Annotated in this window: 17 protein-coding genes, 1 tRNA gene and 1 pseudogene; 9 read left to right on the top strand and 10 right to left on the bottom strand. The window is 60.5% G+C overall.

Annotated features, from left to right (window positions below; all coding sequences use genetic code 11):
• Nucleotides 1-375 (bottom strand): hypothetical protein (locus tag M5B43_RS26570; protein WP_248752850.1); only part of this gene is annotated, 375 nt, incomplete at its 3' end.
• A gap of 4 nt (nucleotides 376-379) precedes the next feature.
• Nucleotides 380-1,368, bottom strand: a pseudogene (locus M5B43_RS26565) (alpha/beta fold hydrolase).
• A gap of 171 nt (nucleotides 1,369-1,539) precedes the next feature.
• On the opposite strand from M5B43_RS26565, the gene M5B43_RS26560 reads away from it, so the two are divergent.
• Nucleotides 1,540-2,505, top strand: coding sequence for an arsenic resistance protein (locus tag M5B43_RS26560; RefSeq protein ID WP_248752849.1), 966 nt, complete (start codon nucleotides 1,540-1,542; stop codon nucleotides 2,503-2,505).
• Nucleotides 2,506-2,591: 86 nt separating this feature from the next.
• Complete coding sequence (locus tag M5B43_RS26555; protein WP_248752848.1) at nucleotides 2,592-4,199, top strand: hypothetical protein; 1,608 nt, start codon at nucleotides 2,592-2,594, stop codon at nucleotides 4,197-4,199.
• Nucleotides 4,200-4,234: 35 nt separating this feature from the next.
• Here M5B43_RS26555 and M5B43_RS26550 read toward each other — a convergent pair whose 3' ends face one another.
• From M5B43_RS26550 to M5B43_RS26530, 5 genes are all read right to left on the bottom strand, one after another.
• Nucleotides 4,235-4,906, bottom strand: a complete 672-nt coding sequence (locus M5B43_RS26550) for a hypothetical protein (RefSeq protein WP_248752847.1) — start codon at nucleotides 4,904-4,906, stop codon at nucleotides 4,235-4,237.
• 174 nt (nucleotides 4,907-5,080) lie between these two features.
• A tRNA-Phe gene (locus M5B43_RS26545) sits at nucleotides 5,081-5,156 on the bottom strand.
• A 103-nt stretch (nucleotides 5,157-5,259) separates the two neighbouring features.
• Nucleotides 5,260-5,532, bottom strand: a complete 273-nt coding sequence (locus M5B43_RS26540) for an oxidative damage protection protein (protein ID WP_248752846.1) — start codon at nucleotides 5,530-5,532, stop codon at nucleotides 5,260-5,262.
• Nucleotides 5,529-6,596, bottom strand: a complete 1,068-nt coding sequence (gene mutY / locus M5B43_RS26535) for an A/G-specific adenine glycosylase (RefSeq protein ID WP_248752845.1) — start codon at nucleotides 6,594-6,596, stop codon at nucleotides 5,529-5,531. Before mutY ends, M5B43_RS26540 begins: the two co-directional genes overlap by 4 nt.
• Complete coding sequence (locus tag M5B43_RS26530) at nucleotides 6,593-8,809, bottom strand: AsmA family protein (protein ID WP_248752844.1); 2,217 nt, start codon at nucleotides 8,807-8,809, stop codon at nucleotides 6,593-6,595. Before M5B43_RS26530 ends, mutY begins: the two co-directional genes overlap by 4 nt.
• 325 nt (nucleotides 8,810-9,134) lie before the next feature.
• Between M5B43_RS26530 and M5B43_RS26525 the strand changes: the two genes are divergently transcribed.
• From M5B43_RS26525 to M5B43_RS26495, 7 genes are all read left to right on the top strand, one after another.
• Nucleotides 9,135-10,796, top strand: a complete 1,662-nt coding sequence (locus M5B43_RS26525) for an OFA family MFS transporter (protein WP_248752843.1) — start codon at nucleotides 9,135-9,137, stop codon at nucleotides 10,794-10,796.
• 182 nt (nucleotides 10,797-10,978) lie between these two features.
• Nucleotides 10,979-11,572, top strand: a complete 594-nt coding sequence (gene hisB, locus M5B43_RS26520; RefSeq protein ID WP_003218037.1) for an imidazoleglycerol-phosphate dehydratase HisB — start codon at nucleotides 10,979-10,981, stop codon at nucleotides 11,570-11,572.
• Nucleotides 11,572-12,210, top strand: coding sequence for an imidazole glycerol phosphate synthase subunit HisH (hisH, locus tag M5B43_RS26515; RefSeq protein WP_248752842.1), 639 nt, complete (start codon nucleotides 11,572-11,574; stop codon nucleotides 12,208-12,210). Before hisB ends, hisH begins: the two co-directional genes overlap by 1 nt.
• Nucleotides 12,211-12,471 (top strand): DUF2164 domain-containing protein, encoded by a 261-nt coding sequence (locus tag M5B43_RS26510; protein ID WP_248752841.1) that lies wholly within the window; start codon nucleotides 12,211-12,213, stop codon nucleotides 12,469-12,471.
• A gap of 90 nt (nucleotides 12,472-12,561) precedes the next feature.
• Nucleotides 12,562-13,311 carry a 1-(5-phosphoribosyl)-5-[(5-phosphoribosylamino)methylideneamino]imidazole-4-carboxamide isomerase gene (gene hisA / locus M5B43_RS26505; protein WP_248752840.1) on the top strand — a complete coding sequence of 250 codons (750 nt, stop codon included), beginning with the start codon at nucleotides 12,562-12,564 and terminating at the stop codon, nucleotides 13,309-13,311.
• A gap of 83 nt (nucleotides 13,312-13,394) precedes the next feature.
• The gene (gene hisF / locus M5B43_RS26500) at nucleotides 13,395-14,165 is read left to right on the top strand and encodes an imidazole glycerol phosphate synthase subunit HisF (RefSeq protein WP_064450246.1); all 771 of its coding nucleotides are present in this window, start codon (nucleotides 13,395-13,397) and stop codon (nucleotides 14,163-14,165) included.
• Between the two features lie 66 nt (nucleotides 14,166-14,231).
• The gene (locus tag M5B43_RS26495) at nucleotides 14,232-14,987 is read left to right on the top strand and encodes an ABC transporter substrate-binding protein (RefSeq protein ID WP_248752839.1); all 756 of its coding nucleotides are present in this window, start codon (nucleotides 14,232-14,234) and stop codon (nucleotides 14,985-14,987) included.
• A gap of 133 nt (nucleotides 14,988-15,120) precedes the next feature.
• Here M5B43_RS26495 and M5B43_RS26490 read toward each other — a convergent pair whose 3' ends face one another.
• The 3 genes from M5B43_RS26490 to M5B43_RS26480 are packed head-to-tail and all read right to left on the bottom strand — an operon-like array spanning nucleotide 15,121 to nucleotide 18,538.
• The gene (locus tag M5B43_RS26490; protein WP_248752838.1) at nucleotides 15,121-15,894 is read right to left on the bottom strand and encodes a divergent polysaccharide deacetylase family protein; all 774 of its coding nucleotides are present in this window, start codon (nucleotides 15,892-15,894) and stop codon (nucleotides 15,121-15,123) included.
• A gap of 1 nt (nucleotide 15,895) precedes the next feature.
• Nucleotides 15,896-17,212 carry a S41 family peptidase gene (locus M5B43_RS26485; protein ID WP_248752837.1) on the bottom strand — a complete coding sequence of 439 codons (1,317 nt, stop codon included), beginning with the start codon at nucleotides 17,210-17,212 and terminating at the stop codon, nucleotides 15,896-15,898.
• 30 nt (nucleotides 17,213-17,242) lie between these two features.
• Nucleotides 17,243-18,538, bottom strand: coding sequence for a murein hydrolase activator EnvC (locus M5B43_RS26480; RefSeq protein WP_248752836.1), 1,296 nt, complete (start codon nucleotides 18,536-18,538; stop codon nucleotides 17,243-17,245).
• Nucleotides 18,539-18,692: the final 154 nt, after the last annotated feature.

Below are 18,692 nucleotides of genomic sequence, written 5' to 3'. Positions count from 1 at the left end.
GTAGTCCGCCTGGAACTGCGGCGACTCGATCCACGCCAGCGCCGCCGCTTCATCTTCGGAATCCGTGGCCCACTGCCGATATTCGATCAGCGCCGCCAGGATAAAGTCAGTCGCTTCTTCTTCGCCTTCCTGCTCCAGCACCAGCGCCAACAGTGGGTGCGCCAGGAACACTGCACACAACGCCTGTTGGCTGGTTTCGCCTGCGGTGCGCATCTCGACGAACAGTTCGGTCAAATCCACTGACTCAAGATCAATGCGGCTGTCATCCCCGGAAAACGCATCCGGCTTGCTCGCGACGGCACGCTGGGTACGGTTTTGCTTGGCCTTGGCCTTTGCCCGGTGGGCGCGTTTTTGCTGCTTGTTCGGCGAGGCCATGGGCTCAACGTCCTTGGGTTCTGGATCTGGATGGGGTATTGAAGCGCAGGTTGGGGGAAATCCAAAGGGAATCTAAGCGCGTTTCGTGATTCGGTGCCCCGGTGTGCCGGGCATCAATGCACCTTGTTGCAGCCACATCAATGCAATCGGCCACAACCGGTCCTGATACTCGCTGCGAAAGAATGCGAAGTGCCCTACGGCTTTTTCGCCAATATCTTCGGGGGCGATTCTAAGATGAGTCCGCTCGCAGCTTTCGAAATAGCTCAGCAGCCGCTCAATGGCCGCCACTGTCCCAAATGGGTCATCGGTGATGCTGATGGCTAGCATCTGCGCCTTTACCCGGGTAAATGGCAGCGCGCCCAGGGTGCGCCCGCTGGGGCGCGTCTCATACCTGGGCGTTGGCGTGCCCCAGTCCCGCACCACGCCTGCCGGCGTATCTTCCAGCCAGCCGAGGCGTTTGCCTGGAAAATACCCGCACAGCGCAGTCACCAGTGGCATCACGATGTGCCATTTGGCAACCATGTGCCAACGTTCGCTCGCCGCGTAATCGCGCCAGTACGCGAACTGTGCGCCTACCGTCACGATTCGCCGGATCACCGCACCTGAGGCCCCCAGCCCTGCTGCACAGCCACCAAAACTGTGGCCGACCACATCGATCGGCTGCCCTGGAAACGTTCGTAGCGCCCGTTGCACGATCGCCTCGAAATCCAGCGAGCCCCAAGTTGACCACGATGCCTTGAAGCCGCGCAGCGAACCGCTGCGAGATTCGCCGATGCCGCGGTAGTCGTAGGTCATGACATCCAGGCCATGGGCGAACAGGTAGTCGGCGAAGCGTGAATAGTGGCGGCAGCGCACGGAGGTAGCGGCATTGATGATGACGACCGGGCGTGCAGGGTCGGTTCTGACATGGCGCCAGGTGAACCCGCCAATCAGGTGGCCGTCGGCAGCGAGCTCGCGAAATGCTTCTGGGGCGGGGCGGGTGGGCAGGTTCATAGGTCGGCTCAGTCCTTGCGCTTTGGGTGTGGGCTTCAGGGCCATGCGCTTTTTACAGGGAACTGAAATTAACAAATTTAGCGCTGCGCGGGCGTATGAATCGCTGCGGTGCTCGACCTGCCCTGCCTGGGTGCTTAGGCTGGCGATCTATTGATCAGCCAGAGTCGGCCCATGACCCGCGACACCCTCGAACACAACCAGGTCCCCATTTACTTCGTCGCCGTTCTCCTGGCTGTGGCGTTCGGCATGCTCGCGCCCTTGTCGGCCCAAGGTCTGAGCGTGCTGGTTACGCCTGCCATCGCGGTGCTGATGTACGCGATGTTCCTGCAAATTCCGTTTCTGGACCTGCGCCAGGGCCTGGGCAACAAGCGCTTTATAGGGGCACTGTTGGTGGCTAATTTCATCCTGGTGCCGTTGCTGGTTTGGGGGTTGAGCCGTGGCCTGTCAGAGCGCCCGGCCTTGCTGGTGGGGGCGTTACTGGTGTTGCTGACGCCCTGTATCGATTACGTGGTGGTGTTTACCCATATCGGCAAAGGGGATTCGCGGTCGATGCTGGCGGCCACGCCGGTGCTGTTGTTGCTGCAGTTGGTGCTGTTGCCGGTGTACCTGGGGTTCATGCTGGGTGCGCAATCTGCCGTGGTGGTGGCGGTGGGACCGTTTGTCGAGGCGTTCCTGTCGTTGATTGTGGTGCCGATGATCTTGGCGGTGCTGACGGCGTCCCTCGCGCGGCGTTCCAGTGTCATCAAGCTGTGGAGCAGCGTCTGGGCCTGGTTGCCGGTGCCGGCGATGGCATGGGTGCTGCTTGTGGTGATCGGCTCACAGATTACCTCGGTGGTGCGGGATATCGGGTTGTTGTGGCCGTTGATTCCGGTGTACCTGGGCTTCCTGTTGTTGGCTCCATTGCTGGGGGCGTTGGCGGCGCGGCTGTTTGCGTTGCCTGCGGAGAGTGCGCGGGCGGTCACGTTCAGCGCGTCGACCCGCAACTCGTTGGTGGTGCTGCCTCTGGCGCTGGCACTGCCTGAGGATGTACGCGCGCTGGCCGCAACGGCGGTCATTTTGCAAACATTGATCGAGCTGATCGGCGAGCTAATCTACGTGCGTTTGGTGCCGGTGATGGTATGGCCCACAGGTCGGTAAACCGTGAATTTTTGGATTTGTTCAGGCGTTATTCAGGACAGCCAGCGGCACCATAACTCGGCGTTCCCTACCTGAAAGGACATTCAATGGATCACCGCAGTCGTTTTCGCCTGGAGTCCCTGGGCATTTTTCTGATCGCTTTATTGCTGTTTACCGTGGGTGTCTGGAACGAGCAACCCCAAGGATTTGACGGGCGCTGGGCGTTGTTCATGCAGGAAATGTTTCGCCATGGCGCGAGTCTGTTCCCAACGACCTATGGCCAGCCGTATCCGGACTATCCCGGTACCGCGACCTTTTTCAGCTTTGTGTTTGCCCGGTTGTTTGGTGTGCCGAACCACCTGGCAAACGTGCTGCCGACCTCGCTCGCTTCAGCGGGTGTGATCGCCCTGATCTATCGCCTGCTGGCACCGTCCAGTCGGCCTTGGGCGTTGCTGACGGTGCTGCTCACGCTGCTCACCACTCAATTGCTCGATAAGTCGCGTTCGGTCTGCCTGGACCTGATGGTTGCGCTGTTGTGCGTGGGCAGTTTCTACCTGCTGCACACGGGGGAGCGCTTGGGGTCGCGGGTCAGGCAGTTGGCCGTGTTCCCGTTGTTTGTCCTGGCTTTTGCGATTCGCGGTCCTTTGGGGCTGATCGAGGTCTGTGGCGTGGTGTGCGTGTATTGGGCGCTGGGGCGGCCGGGAGAGCGGGTCAAGCAGGTGCTGATTCACGGCTTCGTGGGGCTGGCTTTGCTCGCGGCGTGCTGGTGGGTGTTGATGAAGCTGGCACGGTTCAGTGGTGGCGATGCCTTTGCCGATGAGGTGTTCAGGATGCAAGTCAGTGGGCGGCTCGATGAAAGTGGCGAGCCGTTCTACTTCTACTTCCAGTTGAGTTTGTACCGCTACTTCCCTGTGGTGCCGATGGCGCTGGCTACCTTGATTGTGTTGCGCCATCGCTGGTCTGAGCGCTGGGCTAACGACGACGTACAGCTGGTGGTACGGCTGGGTGCCTGTGGCTTGATGATTTTGTTCGGCCTGTCGGTGCCGCACTTCAAGCGCGCTTACTACATCTTGCCGATGGTGCCGATGTTTGCGGCTGTCGCCGCCTATGGGCTGCTCCACGCGCAAAGCTGGCTTGTGGGTGTGCGTCGTTGCTATGAAGGGCTTGTCGCGGCGCTACCGGCGTTGTGCGTGGTTGTGCTCTTTGTTTGTCGTTCTACATGGCAGAAGCACGGTTACTGGCCCGATGTTTCTTTGCCGCTGATGATCGGTGCGCTGGTCATTTTGCAAGGGGCGGCGTTGATTGCCTGGCGTCAGGTGGCGCGGCTGGTGTGGCTCAGCGTGATTGCATTGGCGGCGCAATGGTTGCTGCTGGTGGCGGTGATAGAACCTTCCAAGGATCTGCAATTCGATACCCAGAAATTTGTCAGCCAGGTGGAGACGCTGCGTGAGTCGCAGCCCGGGCCGCTGGTCTTTGTCAATCTGGCCCGCGACACCTGGGCGGTACGCTACATGATGAACCTGGATCACGATGAGCAGCCGCTGTTCGTCGGGAGCAATGAGCTTGAGAAGCTGGGCACGCTGCCCCGGCCATCCTGGGTGATCGTATCGCGCAAGGAGACTGCGCTGTTGAAGGGGACGCCTGTAGAGACGCTGACGCCGAGCTTTGAAGGGCGGTTGAACGATAATCCGCTGATGGTGTTTTTGCTCAAGTAGCAGGCCCTTGTACACAGGGCCTGCCGAGCGGGTCCTTATTTGCAGCGATAACCCTCAGGCATCGTGACGGTGTAGTCGCGCCGTACACGGTCCTGGAAATTCAGGTTCTGCAAACCCTGCTCCACCAGAAAGGCTTCGACCTTGGCGGCCTGGCAGTCTTCGTTGTAAGACGAGGCCCGCAGCAGGTACACCGCGCGCTTGCTCGCTTCGTCGCGGGCCGTGGCCGTGAAGGTGGTGAGGGTGGTGTAGCCGGTTCGCTCCGAAGTGCCCACTGGGCCATAGGTGGTGTTCGGCGTGCTGGTGCAGGTCAACTGGTCGTCTTTTTTCTTGCTCTTCTTGCACTGCGTGGAGGTGCTGGTCGGTACCTGGCCATACTCGGTAGCGGTATAGCGGTACGTCACCTGCCGGCTGTCGATATCGAGGGTGACGGTCATTTTGATCGGCGCGTGGTTTTTGGGCAGGGTGGCGTCGGTGAACACTTCCCGGAAGCCTTGGTCTTTCAGGGCGTTGACCATGTCGCGCAGGTAGTAGCGGGCGTTCAGGGTGTTTTCATCGCTGCCGCCGGTGGACGTCACCAACACCGTTGCCTGTCGATCAAAATGATAGTCGGGGTCAGGCGTCGCGTTGATCATTACGTCCAGTTGCGTGGCGCATCCACTGAGCAGTGCGGTCAGTAGCAGCAGCGTGCAGAACAAGTACCGGGTCATGAGATAAACCTTACAGCGGGGAGTCGAGTAAAAGCTGAACGATTGAGCCCTGCGAAAAATAACCCTCAATCGTGCCGACAACGCATTTTGGGCGGAAATGGCCCGGCAGCCATTAAATCGCAGGCAATAAAAAACCCCAAGGAACACATTGTTCCTTGGGGTTTCTCGGTATTTTGGTGCCCAGAGACGGAATCGAACCGCCGACACGGGGATTTTCAATCCCCTGCTCTACCGACTGAGCTATCTGGGCAACGGGGCGCATTAAACGGGTTTTTCAGGGGGTCGTCAAGCAAGTTTTCAAAAAATATTTAATTATTACCGTCGCTTACGTGCCAACCCCGGTTTTTGCTCAATTATTGAGCAGGTGGAACGTAGCCGTCGGCCTTGGCGTATTCCTCGCCGGAAAAGAACTTGTCCATTTCGCCTTGCAGGTATTTACGGTCTTCGGCGTTCATCATGTTCAGGCGTTTTTCGTTGATCAGCAGGGTCTGGTGTTTTTGCCAGTCGGCCCAGGCTTTGGCGGAGACGTGGTCGAAAATATCCTGGCCCTTGGCGCCCGGGAACGGTGCGCGCTCCAAGGCAGGCAATTCTTCGTGGTACTTGCGGCACATGATGGTGCGGGTCATGACGGAACTCCTGCGTTCAATGCTTCAGCCGCGCGCTTCAGCAGTTTTTTCACCGGGGCGGCAAGGCCCAGGCGCGGCGGGGTGGCGAGGTTATACCAGAGCCAGTCGGCCTCGGCCACGTGATGGGCGGATTCCTCGACCTGGACCAACCAGGGTTCGATGGCCAGTTGAAAGTGACTGAAGGTGTGGACCAGCCCAGGCAGTGCCTGTTGCTTGCCCAGTTCCAGCGCGTGCTGGTTGGCCAGGTGTTCGAGGTCTTCCAGGTCGTCCAGCTCCGGCAAGCTCCACAAGCCGCCCCATAAGCCCGTGGAAGGGCGACGGTAAAGCAGAATCGCGCCTTCGGCGTTGGCGAGCAGCGGCATCAGCGTGCGCTTCTGGGGGATGGACTTGCGCGGCTTGGGGATCGGGTAGCGCGTCTCCAGGCCGAGCATATGGGCTTCGCAGCCTTTTTCCAGTGGGCACAGCAGGCAACTGGGTTTGCTGCGGGTGCAGAGGGTGGCGCCCATGTCCATCATCGCCTGGGTATAGGCGTTGACGCGGGTCTGGGGTGTGAAGCGCTCTGCGGTGGCCCACAGTTGCTTGGCCACCTTGGGTTCGCCCGGGTAGCCCTCTTGGGCGGTAAAACGCGCCAGAACGCGCTTCACGTTGCCATCGAGGATCGGCGCGCGCAGGCCCATGCTCAGGCTGGCGATCGCGCCCGCCGTGGACAAGCCGATGCCAGGCAGTTCAGTGAGCTTTTCGACGTCGCGGGGGAACTCGCCGTCGTATTCGGCAACCACGATCTTGGCGGTCTTTTGCAGGTTACGCGCCCGGGTGTAATAACCCAGGCCGGTCCACAGGTGCAGCACTTCGTCTTCCGGTGCAGCGGCCAGGGCTTCGACCGTGGGCAAGGACGCCATGAAGCGGTCGAAGTAATTGAGCACGGTGCTGACCTGGGTCTGTTGCAGCATGATCTCCGAAACCCACACCCGGTAAGGCGTGATGCCCTGTTGCCAGGGCAGGTCATGGCGGCCGTGGCGGTCGTACCAGTCCAGCACCGCCGTTGAAAACTGCTCGTCTCTCATCGTTTAAACAGACCTTTGAGCGCGTCTTTAAGCTGCGGGTTGACCTTGTCGAGCTTCTCTTCAAGCTTATCGCTGAGCTTGTTACCGGCCGCCTTGATGGCGACCTGGGTCAAGCCATCCTTGTCCAGGCGGCACGCCTTGGCGCCCAGCTCCAGTGGGCCGCGGCAGCGCAGCGGCACTTCGATGCCCTGGAAGTTGGTGCCGACTTGGCAGGCGGGGTCCGGCACGTCGCGCTTGTCGCCTTCGACGATGATGCCAACGCGGTAGTCCATGCCCAGCACGCGCAAGTCGATGTCACCGTTGCCGTTGACCGTCAGCCCGGGGATGCGCACTTTCAGGTCGGGATTGCTGGCCACGCCGTTATGGAACGTGAGGTTGCCTCGCAATTCCTGGAAGGGCGTGTCCTTGCTTTGTGGCGTGCTGCTCAAGGTCTTGCGGTTGAGCAGGGCGATGCCGGTGCACAGTTGCTGTTCAATGTTGGCATTGAGCAGCGCGCCGTTGTTGATCACAAAGCTGGCGGTGCCATTAAGGCTGTCGATCAGTGCTTTTTGGCTGTTGCCACGGCCGGTGAGGTTGCTGTCCAGGGTGATCTGGCCTTTTACCGGTGGGGTCTGCCCCTGGGCTTGCAGGATGCGTTCAACCGGCACCTGCTTGATGTGGGTTTGCAGCGCCAATACCGGAATATCCTGGCGCGCATCGAGTGTGCCGTTGGCCTGGAAAGTGCCGTTGTAGAGACCGCCGCTCAGGTTGTCGAGCTTGAGCTGGCCGTCGATGCCGGACGCTTTCAGCGCCGCGTTCTGGATCGGCAGCTTGCTCAGGGTCAACTGGCCGAAGGTGAGGTCGGCATTCACATCCAGGCTGCGCAGGCGCGTCAGTGGCAGCAGTTTGTCAGTGCTCCAGGCGCCTTTGGTCGGTGCGTCCGGTAACGGCGAGGAGCCTCCAGCCGCCATGGCGCCGGCTTCGCTGTTCTGCACTTCGGCGTGGCGTGCGGCGGCAGCACCTTTGGCGGCTTCGGACTTGGCCGGAAGGTAGTTATCGGCGTTGAAGGTGTCGGCCTTGAGCTGTACGCGCAGGGATTGCTTGGCGAAGTCATCGACGGCGACGCGTCCGGTGAAGGTGCTGCCATCGACTTTCAGGTTCAGGTCTTCCAGGGCCAGGTTGCTGGGCGAACCCGCGAGGCGGCTGACCAGTTCGACTTTGCTCAGGCTGCCATCGGCCATGGCGGGCAATGGGTGGCCGATGCTCTCGAGAAACTTGGCCAGGTCAAACTGGGCGATAGACAAGGCGCCGTTGACTTGCGGGGTTTTGTCCAGGTTGTTGACCTTCAATTCGCCCAGGGCGCGCAACTGGTTGGCCGAGAGTTTCAGGTTGGTCCATTCGGCGATGTGGGCCGCCAGGTCCACCAGCAGTTGACCCTGGGTGGAGAACGTCACGGTCTTGCCTTGCAGCGGTTCGCCGGTGGCTTCACCGCTGAGTCTCATGTCTTCGAACTGGTAGCGCTTGAGGGCGTTCTGGATGCGCAAGTTACCGTTGAGCTCGGTCTTGACGCGCAACAGCGGCTGGTTGCTGCCCAGGAAGGCGGTGAGTTTGAGCGGAATGCTCGCACCTTCGTGCACGGCGCCTGCGCTTAACTGGATGCTTTCGGCGCTGTACTGCTTGCCGGTCTGCTCATCGTTGTATTCAACGCGGGCGTTGTTGATGGTCAGGCTGTCGATGTCCAGGCGGATCGGCTTGGGCGGCTTTTCAGGTTCGGGCTCTGCTGGTGTTTCCACCGGAGCGGGAACAGGCTCGCCGGCAGTCGCGACCGGCACGTTCTTGCCGATGTCCTCCCAGTTGCCGTGGCCATGCGGGTCACGGTTGAGGCGCAGGTTCAGGCCCTCGACACGCACGTCGCTCATTTGCACTTCGCGGCGCAGCAGTGGCAGCACGCGAACCGACAGGCCGAGCATCTGCAGGTCGGCGAACGGCTGGGTCGGGTTGGTCAGGGTCGCTACGCTGGCTTCGTGCAGCTCCAGGCCCAGCCAGGGGAACAGGCTCCAGCCAATATCGCCATTGAGCGTCAGCTCGATGTGGGCCTTGTCGCGGGCTATCTGGCGAATCTCGTTTTTATAGTCGTTGGGATCGAAGAGATGGGTCAGGGCAAAGCCCAGAGCCACAATGATCAGCAACAGCCCGAGGAGTACCAGACCCAGGATTTTGCCGAACGCTTTCATGGGCGAGTCCTTGTATGTCGATTTCAAAATTAAGCCGCAGAGTATAACGCCCATAGGCTGACGTCAGTTCACGGATCGTTACATTGTATCTAGCCGGCGCGAAACGGAATGTTGACGTCAAACAATACAGATATCGCGAAAAAGGTGATGTCAGTTTGGTTTTTCTGTCATCCGCAGGTGCTAATCTGCGCAGGTTCGTCTGTCTGCTGCGACACAGCGTCGCGCTCAAAGGGAGCTCTACTCAATAAGAACGGCCACGCTCTGCGTGCAAGGCCGAGAGGGAGAGCGCCCGACGAACAAAAACTAATAACTGGGGGAAACACCAATGAGCACTAGCACCGTGGCGGGTCACACCGCCGCACAGCCAGCGTTCCTGTCCAAGGAGCGCATTATCGCCAAGCCCGGGTTCAACCGTTGGCTGGTTCCGCCGGCCGCGCTGGCCATCCACCTGTGCATCGGCATGGCCTATGGCTTTTCGGTGTTCTGGCTGCCGCTGTCCAAGGCGCTGGGCATCACCGCACCGGTCGCCTGCGCGCCGGACATGAGTTTCATCGCCCAAGTCTTTTCGTCCCAATGTGACTGGCCCATTTCCATGCTGGGCTGGATCTACACCCTGTTCTTCATCTTCCTGGGCTGCTCGGCAGCGATCTGGGGCGGCTGGCTGGAACATGCCGGGCCACGCAAGGCGGGCGTCGTATCGGCGTTGTGCTGGTGTGGTGGCCTGCTGATCTCTGCATTGGGTATCTATACCCACCAGATCTGGCTGATGTGGATCGGCTCCGGGGTCATTGGTGGTATCGGCCTGGGGCTGGGCTATATCTCGCCCGTATCGACCCTGATCAAGTGGTTCCCGGACAAGCGCGGCATGGCGACCGGCATGGCGATCATGGGCTTTGGTGGCGGCGCGATGGTGGGCGCACCTTTGGCCGCAGCGCTGATGGGCCACTTTGCTTCGCCGACCAGCGTGGGCGTATGGCAGAGCTTCCTGGTCATGGCCGCGATCTACTTTGTGTTCATGATCGGCGGCGCACTGTCTTACCGCGTTCCGCCGACCGGCTGGAAGCCTGAGGGTTGGACGGCCCCGGCGAAAAAAGCCGGCAATGCGATGATCACTCACCGTCATGTCCATGTGAACGTGGCCTGGAAAACCCCGCAATTTCGCCTGGTATGGCTGGTGCTGTGCCTGAACGTGTCGGCGGGTATCGGCATCCTCGGCATGGCTTCGCCGCTGCTGCAGGAAGTATTCGGCGGCAAACTGCTGGGTGTCGATGTGCCGTTCGGCCAATTGGATGCGGGTCAACTGGCCTCTATCGCAGCCATTGCCGCAGGTTTTACCGGCCTGTTGAGCTTGTTCAACATCGGCGGACGGTTCTTCTGGGCGTCGTTCTCCGACTATCTGGGCCGTAAAAACACCTACTTCGTGTTCTTTGCCCTGGGCTTTGCCCTCTATGCGTTGATCCCGAACCTGGGACACCTGGGCAACGTGGCGCTGTTCGTGGCGGCGTTTTGCATCATCCTGTCTATGTATGGCGGTGGTTTTGCGACGGTTCCTGCGTACCTGGCCGATCTGTTCGGGACACAGATGGTGGGCGCGATCCACGGTCGCCTGCTGACCGCCTGGGCTGCGGCGGGCGTGTTGGGCCCGGTGTTGGTCAACTACCTGCGTGAATACCAGTTGAGCATCGGTGTCGAGCGTGCTGCGGCATACGACATCACCCTGTACATCCTCGCCGGCCTGCTGGTGCTGGGCTTCATCTGCAACATGCTGGTACGCCCGGTGGCCGACAAGTACTTCATGACGGATGCCGAGCTGGCTGCCGAACAGGCGCTGGGCCATGACAAAGGCGCGGATGCCAGCACTTCCCTGGAGTGGAAAGCGTCCGCCGGCAGCAAGCCGTTGGCGATTGCCGCCTGGCTGGTGGTAGGTATTCCGTTGGCATGGGGTGTGTGGGTAACCCTGCAGAAGACGGCAGTACTGTTCCACTGATGCAAAACCTGTAAGAGCCAGCTTGTTGTGGCGAGTCCGCTCGCCACGCGAGCTGGTGCCCACATGTATGCACATGTCTATCCTCGACACTCCATCAGTCTTATCCCCTTCGATGTTTCTGTTTAGCGCCCGCGCCCCTATAATGGCTGCCTTTTTCGCCCAATGATTTTGCGGAGCTGGTGATGGCCGAACGTAAGGCGTCAGTCGAGCGCGACACTCTGGAAACCCAGATCAAAGCCTCGATCAACCTGGATGGCACCGGAAAGGCCCGATTTGATATCGGTGTACCTTTTCTTGAGCACATGCTGGACCAGATCGCCCGTCATGGGTTGATCGACCTGGATATCGTCAGCAAGGGCGACCTGCACATCGACGACCACCACACGGTGGAAGACGTGGGCATCACCCTCGGCCAGGCGTTTGCCAAGGCCATTGGCGACAAAAAAGGCATCCGCCGTTACGGCCACGCCTATGTCCCGCTGGACGAAGCGCTGTCGCGCGTGGTCATCGACTTCTCCGGCCGCCCTGGCCTGCAGATGCACGTGCCATACACCCGCGCCACCGTGGGCGGCTTCGACGTCGACCTGTTCCAGGAGTTCTTCCAGGGTTTCGTCAACCACGCACTCGTCAGCCTGCACATCGACAACCTGCGCGGCACCAACACCCACCACCAGATCGAAACCGTGTTCAAGGCTTTCGGCCGTGCCCTGCGCATGGCTGTGGAGCTCGATGACCGCATGGCCGGGCAAATGCCTTCGACCAAGGGCGTCCTGTAATGCAGACGGTTGCGGTTATCGACTACGGCATGGGCAACCTGCACTCGGTGGCCAAGGCCCTCGAGCACGTCGGCGCCGGCAAGGTGCTGATCACCAGTGATGCCGACGTGATTCGCGAAGCCGACCGGGTGGTGTTCCCTGGTGTGGGCGCAATTCGCGACTGCATGGCCGAGATTCGCCGCCTGGGCTTCGACAGCCTGGTGCGAGAAGTCAGCCAGGACCGGCCGTTCCTCGGCATCTGCGTGGGCATGCAAGCCTTGCTCGACCGCAGTGAAGAGAACGACGGCGTTGACTGCATCGGGCTGTTCCCAGGCCAGGTGAAGTTCTTCGGCAAAGACCTGCATGAAGACGGTGCCCACCTGAAAGTCCCGCACATGGGCTGGAATGAAGTCAGCCAGGCAGTGGATCACCCGCTGTGGCACAACATTCCGGACCTGGCGCGCTTCTACTTTGTGCACAGCTACTACATCGCCGCCGGTAACCCGCGCCAGGTGGTGGGTGGCGGGCACTACGGCGTCGACTTCGCTGCCGCGCTGGCTGAAGGTTCGCGTTTTGCCGTGCAATTCCACCCGGAAAAGAGCCATACCCATGGCCTGCAATTGCTGCAGAACTTCGCCGCGTGGGATGGTCGCTGGTAAATGGCCAAGAAACCGAAGCCGCCGATCCTGAACCTCACGCCCGAGCAGGAGCGTGCGGCCACCGATAAGATCAAGCGCTTCATGGACGACCGTTTCGAGCTCAAGCTGGGCTCGTTCGAAGTCGCTGAGATTCTTGAGCTGTTCACCACCGAAGTGGCACCGCACTATTACAACAGGGCGATTTTCGACACGCAGACGCTCCTTAAGGAAAGGTTCGAAAGCATCGAAAGCGACCTGTGGTCGCTTGAAAAGAGCAGCTGAAAGCGTCAAGCCCCAAGCTGCAAGAATTGATACGCGTGCTTGCTTGCAGCTTATAGCTTGCAGCTTGCAGCTCTTTGACGAAGGAAAAGCATGCTAATTATCCCCGCTATCGATCTCAAGGACGGCGCTTGTGTACGCCTGCGCCAGGGCCGCATGGAAGACTCCACGGTATTTTCCGATGACCCGGTGAGCATGGCCGCCAAATGGGTGGAAGGTGGTTGCCGTCGTCTGCATTTGGTGGACTTGAACGGCGCGTTCGAAGGCCAGCCGGTCAATGGCGAGGTGGTCACCGCGATCGCCAAGCGCTACCCGAACCTGCCGATCCAGATCGGCGGCGGTATCCGTTCCCTGGAAACCATCGAGCACTACGTCAAGGCGGGTGTCAGCTACGTGATCATCGGCACCAAGGCCGTGAAAGACCCGGCCTTCGTCGCCGAAGCCTGCCGCGCGTTCCCAGGCAAGGTGATTGTCGGCCTGGATGCCAAGGACGGCTTCGTCGCCACCGACGGCTGGGCTGAAATCAGCACCGTACAGGTGATCGACCTGGCCAAGCAGTTCGAGGCCGACGGCGTGTCCGCCATCGTTTATACCGACATCGCCAAAGACGGCATGATGCAGGGCTGCAACGTGCCGTTCACTGCGGCGCTGGCGGCGGCCACCCGGATTCCGGTGATCGCTTCCGGCGGTATCCATAACCTGGGTGACATCAAGTCGCTGCTCGATGCCAAGGCCCCCGGAATCATCGGCGCCATTACGGGCCGCGCGATTTATGAGGGCACGTTGGATGTGTCCGAGGCTCAGGCTTTGTGTGATGGCTACGCGGCCAGCTTCAAGTCGTAAGCCGCAAGCTGCAAGTAAAAGCAGATCTGCTTCAACTTGCAGCTTGTAGCTCAAAGCTTGCAACTCTTATCGGAGATAAGCCTATGGCTTTAGCCAGACGCATCATCCCTTGCCTGGACGTCGACAACGGTCGCGTGGTCAAGGGCGTCAAGTTCGAGAACATCCGTGATGCCGGCGACCCGGTGGAAATCGCCCGTCGCTACGATGAGCAAGGTGCCGACGAGATTACCTTTCTCGACATCACCGCCAGCGTCGATGGCCGCGACACCACGTTGCATACCGTCGAGCGCATGGCCAGCCAGGTGTTTATCCCGCTGACCGTGGGCGGTGGCGTGCGCACCGTGCAAGACATCCGCAACCTGCTCAATGCCGGTGCGGACAAGGTTTCGATCAACACCGCTGCGGTATTCAACCCTGAGTTCGTCGGCGAAGCCGCGCAGCACTTCGGCTCGCAATGCATCGTGGTCGCCATTGACGCCAAGAAGGTTTCCGGCCCGGGTGAAACCCCGCGCTGGGAGATCTTCACCCACGGCGGGCGCAAGCCCACCGGGCTGGATGCGGTGGAGTGGGCGATGAAGATGGAAGGCTTGGGTGCCGGTGAAATCCTGCTGACCAGCATGGATCAGGACGGCATGAAAAACGGCTTCGACCTGGGCGTGACTCGCGCCATCAGTGATGCGCTGGGCATTCCGGTCATCGCATCCGGTGGTGTCGGCAACCTGCAGCACCTGGCCGACGGCGTGATCGAAGGCCACGCCAGCGCGGTGCTGGCGGCGAGTATTTTCCACTTTGGCGAATACACCGTGCCTGAGGCCAAAGCCTATATGGCGGCGCGCGGTATCGTCGTTCGCTAAACGCTACTGGACACCATGGCAGGCGCGCGGCACTCTCTGCGCTTGCCATGGATTCCGGTAGCCTTCATGTTCAAGACCCTGCTGCTCGCCCTTGCCAGTACTTCCGTGCTTATGGCGGGTGCTGCCCATGCCGAAGAACCGTCCGACGCCTCCCTGGTGCTGCTGACGGAAAACTTCCCGCCCTACAACATGGCGAAAAACGGCAAGAACTTCGCCAAGGACGAGAACATCGAAGGCATCGCCGCCGATATCGTGCGCGAAACCTTCAAGCGTGCCGGCATTTCCTACAATCTCACCCTGCGTTTCCCTTGGGAGCGTATCTATAAGCTCACCCTGGAAAAACCTGGATACGGCGTCTTTGTCATGGCGCGGCTACCGAACCGTGAAGCGTTGTTCAAATGGGTCGGCCCCATCGGCCCGGACGATTGGGTGATGCTGGCCAAGGCTGACAGCAAGATCCAGCTGGAAAGCCTGGAGCAAGCGCGCCGCTACAAGATTGGCGCCTACAAAGGTGATGCCATTGCCGAGAGCCTGGACAAGCAGGGGCTCAAGCCAATTGTCGCCCTGCGTGACCAGGACAATGCGCAAAAGCTCATGGAAGGCCAGATCGACCTATGGGCCACCGGCGATCCTGCCGGCCGTTACCTGGCGCGGCAGGTGGGGGTGAGCGGGCTCAAGACGGTATTGCGCTTCAACAGTGCGCAGCTATACCTGGCGTTGAACAAAGATGTGCCGGATGAGGTGGTGGTCAAGCTCCAGGCTGCGCTGGATGAGTTACGCAAGAGTGGTCGTGTCGACGAGATCATGGCGCGTTACCTCTGAGGTTGGCAGGATAAACGCGATCAAAAATGTGGGGCTTGCTCGCGAAAGCAGTGTGTCGAGCATTGGAACTGTCGACTGATACACCGTTTTCGCGAGCAAGCCCGCTCCAACAGTGGATCTAAGTCATCTTCTTTTAACGGTAAATACCGTTCTTGCCATGCCCGGCCATCGCCCGATTACTGCGCACGCTGATCATCAACTTGATATCAATCCAGTCGATGCCCTGCGCCTTGAGCTTGGGCAACTCACGCTCCAGCACTGCCAGCGTCTGTGGGTAAGGATGCCCGATCATGACCGCCGAACCCTGCTTATGCGCCAGTTTGATCGCGGTCTGCAGTTGCGTGGTAATCGCGGCCTCGGTGCGTTCGTCATCCAGGAATACATCCCGCGAGACATGGGCCAAACCGATCTTTTGCGCTTCGGCGGCGGCGACGGTCTGCGCGCTGGTGCGGCTGTCGACAAAGAATTTGTTGCGTCGTTGCAACTCGGCCATCAACCACGCCATTGCGGCGGGCTGGGCGGTCATGCGGCTGCCCATGTGGTTGTTGATGCCGGCGGTGTAGGGCACGGCCTTGAATGCAGCGTCCAGGCGCTTGCCGAGTTCTTCGATGGACAGGTCAGGGTGCCAGGCGAACGGCCCGGTGGCCGGGTCCATGGGCATGTGCAGGATCACGATCTTGCCGGCCTTGTGCGCTTCGCGGGCGAACTCGGCGGCGTGGGGTGTGTCGGGCATGATTGCCGTGGTCACGGGCCCAGGTAAGGCCAGCACGCGACGATCCCTGGGCAGGTTTTGCCCGAGGTCGTCGATGATAAGGGTCAGGTAGGCTTTGTCGGGCTCGCCGGCAGGGGCCGCTTGGGCGACCCCTGCCAGGCTGCACAGCACGGCGATAATCAGGACAAAACGCATATCAACGGCTGCGGGTGATGCTCAGGCCCTTGAGCAGGCTCAGCGCCTGGGCCAGTTGGTAGTCATCGTCCTGCGGCATTGGCTTGGCTTTCGCGCGGCTGCCGGTCGGCTGGTCGGCGCCGCCGTTACCATTGCCCAGGTGACCTTGCAGGTCGGCTTCCTTGTAGTACTCGCTGTCGGTCTCGTTGGTGATCTTGGCCCTGCGCACTTCGATGTCCGGCACGATGCCCTGGGCCTGGATCGAACGCCCGTTTGGCGTGTAGTACAGCGCCGTGGTGATCTTCAGCGCCCGTTCGTTGTTGAGCGGCAACACGGTTTGCACCGAGCCTTTGCCGAAGCTGGTGGTGCCCATCAGCACGCCACGTTTCTGGTCTTGCAGGGCGCCGGCGACGATCTCCGAAGCCGAGGCGCTGCCGCCGTTGATCAGCACCGCCAACGGCACGCCTTCGCTCAGGTCGTTGCCGGTGGCCGAGAAGCGTAGCTCGGAGTTGGCGATACGGCCTTTGGTGTAGACGATCAGCCCTTTGGAGATGAAGTGGTCGACCACTTCCACAGCGGCTTGCAGCACGCCACCCGGGTTGTTGCGCAGGTCGAGCACGATACCGTTGAGTTTCTTGCCGTTGTCTTTACGCAGCTTGGCGAGGGCCTTGGCCACTTCGTCGCCGGTCTTGACCTGGAATTGAGTGATGCGGATGTAGCCGTAGCCCGACTCCAGCAGTTGGCTCTTCACGCTCTTGACCGTGATGGTCGCGCGGGCCAGGGTCACGTCAAATGGGGCGCCGCCATCGCGAACCAGGGTCAGGGTGATTTTCTGGCCGAGCTTGCCGCGCATCTTGTCGACGGCTTCGGTCATGCTCTGGCCGCGGGTAGGCTGGCCGTTGATCTTGACGATCAGGTCACCGGCCTGGATGCCGGCCTTGGACGCCGGGGTGTCGTCGATGGGCGAGACCACCTTGATCTGGCCGTCTTCGGAGCCGACCTCGATGCCCAGGCCACCGAACTCGCCGCTGGTGCTTTCCTGCAGCTCGGCGAAATCTTCCGGGCCCAGGTAGGCGGAGTGGGGGTCAAGGTTGCTGAGCATGCCCTTGATAGCATTTTCCAGCAGGGTCTTGTCGTCTACGGGTTCGACATAGGCTGCCTTGATCCGGTCCATGACCTCGGCAAAGGTGCGCAGCTCGTCCAGCGGCAACGGTGCCTTGGTGGTCGCGGCCGTTGCGGCGGGTGCAGCCGGTGCGGCCTGGTCGGCAAAAGCCAGAGGCGCGCCGATCACCAGGGCGATCGTCAGGGCCAGCGAAGTGAGGCGGGACAAATGCAGCATGTCGAACGAACTCCTAATGTAGATGCGGCCCTATCCTTGGGAACGGCACCATTGTGCGGGATCGCTCGGGCGACCCTGCTGACGAATAGCGAAGTACAGCGCCGGAGTGTCCTGGCCACCACTGTTACCGACAGTGGAGATGGATTCACCGGCTTTTACAACATCACCTGCCGACTTGAGTAAAGTCTGATTGTGGCCGTAAAGGCTCAAATAGCCATTACCGTGGTCAAGAATCACCAACAAACCGGCACCCCGCAGCCAGTCGGCGAACACCACGCGCCCACCATGAACAGCGTGGACCTGGCTGCCGGCGGAGGCGCTGATCATCACGCCATCCCACTTGGCGCGGGTGTCATCGCCACGGGTTTCCCCGAAGCGTGCCAGTAATCGACCATTAACTGGCCATGGAAGTTTGCCGCGGGCTGAAGCAAAAGGGCCGCCAAAGGATTCGCCAGCGCTGGAAACCAGCGGGCCAGGGGCTGCATGCGCCGGTTTGCGCGGTGCCGGAGCGTCTGTGGTGGCAGCCAGTTCGGCCTCACGCTGGCGCTTTTTTTCGGCTTCCTGCTGGGCGATCAGCGCTTTTTGCCGCGCTTCTTCGGCCTCGCGAGCCTGGCGGGCGAGGGTTTCTTCGATGGTCTTGAGCACCTTGGCCAAGTCGGCCTGGTCTTGCTCGCGGGCTTGCAGCTTGGCGTCGCGGGCTTTTACGTCGTCGTTGAGCTTGGCCAGGGCCTGTTGGCGCTCCTTGCGCACTTTATCCAACTGGTCGCGCTGGGTGTCGAGGGCACTTTTCTGGTCCATCAGTTGTGACTGCTGGTCGGCGATTTCCTGTTCGACATTGGCCAGCTGGCGCAGGGTTTCGTTAAACCCCTTCAATTGCGCAAGGCGCGCCTTGCTCAGGTAGTCGTAATAGGTGAGGGTGCGCGCGAATTTTTCCGGGTTCTGCTGGTTGAGCAGCAGCTTGAGGTATTCCTGGCGGCCGCTCTGGTAAGCAGCACGGGCCTGGATCGCGATCAGGCGTTGCTGTTCAACGCGTGCGCTCTGGAGTTTTTTTTTCTCAGCGTCGAGTCGCTCCAGTTCCGACTCGCTCTTCTTTAGTTCTTTTTGCAGCTCCTGGACCTGCTTCTCCAGCTTGCCCATCTCGGTTTCCGTGCCGCGCAGGTCTTTCTGCACGCCGGACTTCTCTTCCTGGAGCTTGCCGAGCAGCTTTTTCAGCTCGGTAATGTCCTGACGCGTAGCGTCCAACTGTTGTTGGGTTTGTGCGCGCTCATCGGCAAAAGCCGGTTGGAGCAAGCAGACTAGAGCGAGGGTAATCAAGGCGCGAAGCATAGAGGCGGGCGACACCAGGGAAATGGACGGCCTAGTATGCCCGCCAAGCGCTGCAAAAAAAACGCCCAATTCGGGCTGGAAGGCAAGATAGGTGCCGAGTGGCAGTGGTATGGCAAAAAGACATCGTCCAAACACGGACGATCCAGTGTGGGAG

This window comes from Pseudomonas sp. MWU15-20650, assembly GCF_023242475.1.
Classification (GTDB): domain Bacteria; phylum Pseudomonadota; class Gammaproteobacteria; order Pseudomonadales; family Pseudomonadaceae; genus Aquipseudomonas.
Note: the sequence above shows the minus strand (reverse complement) of the source record. Positions and strands in the feature narration are given on the sequence as shown.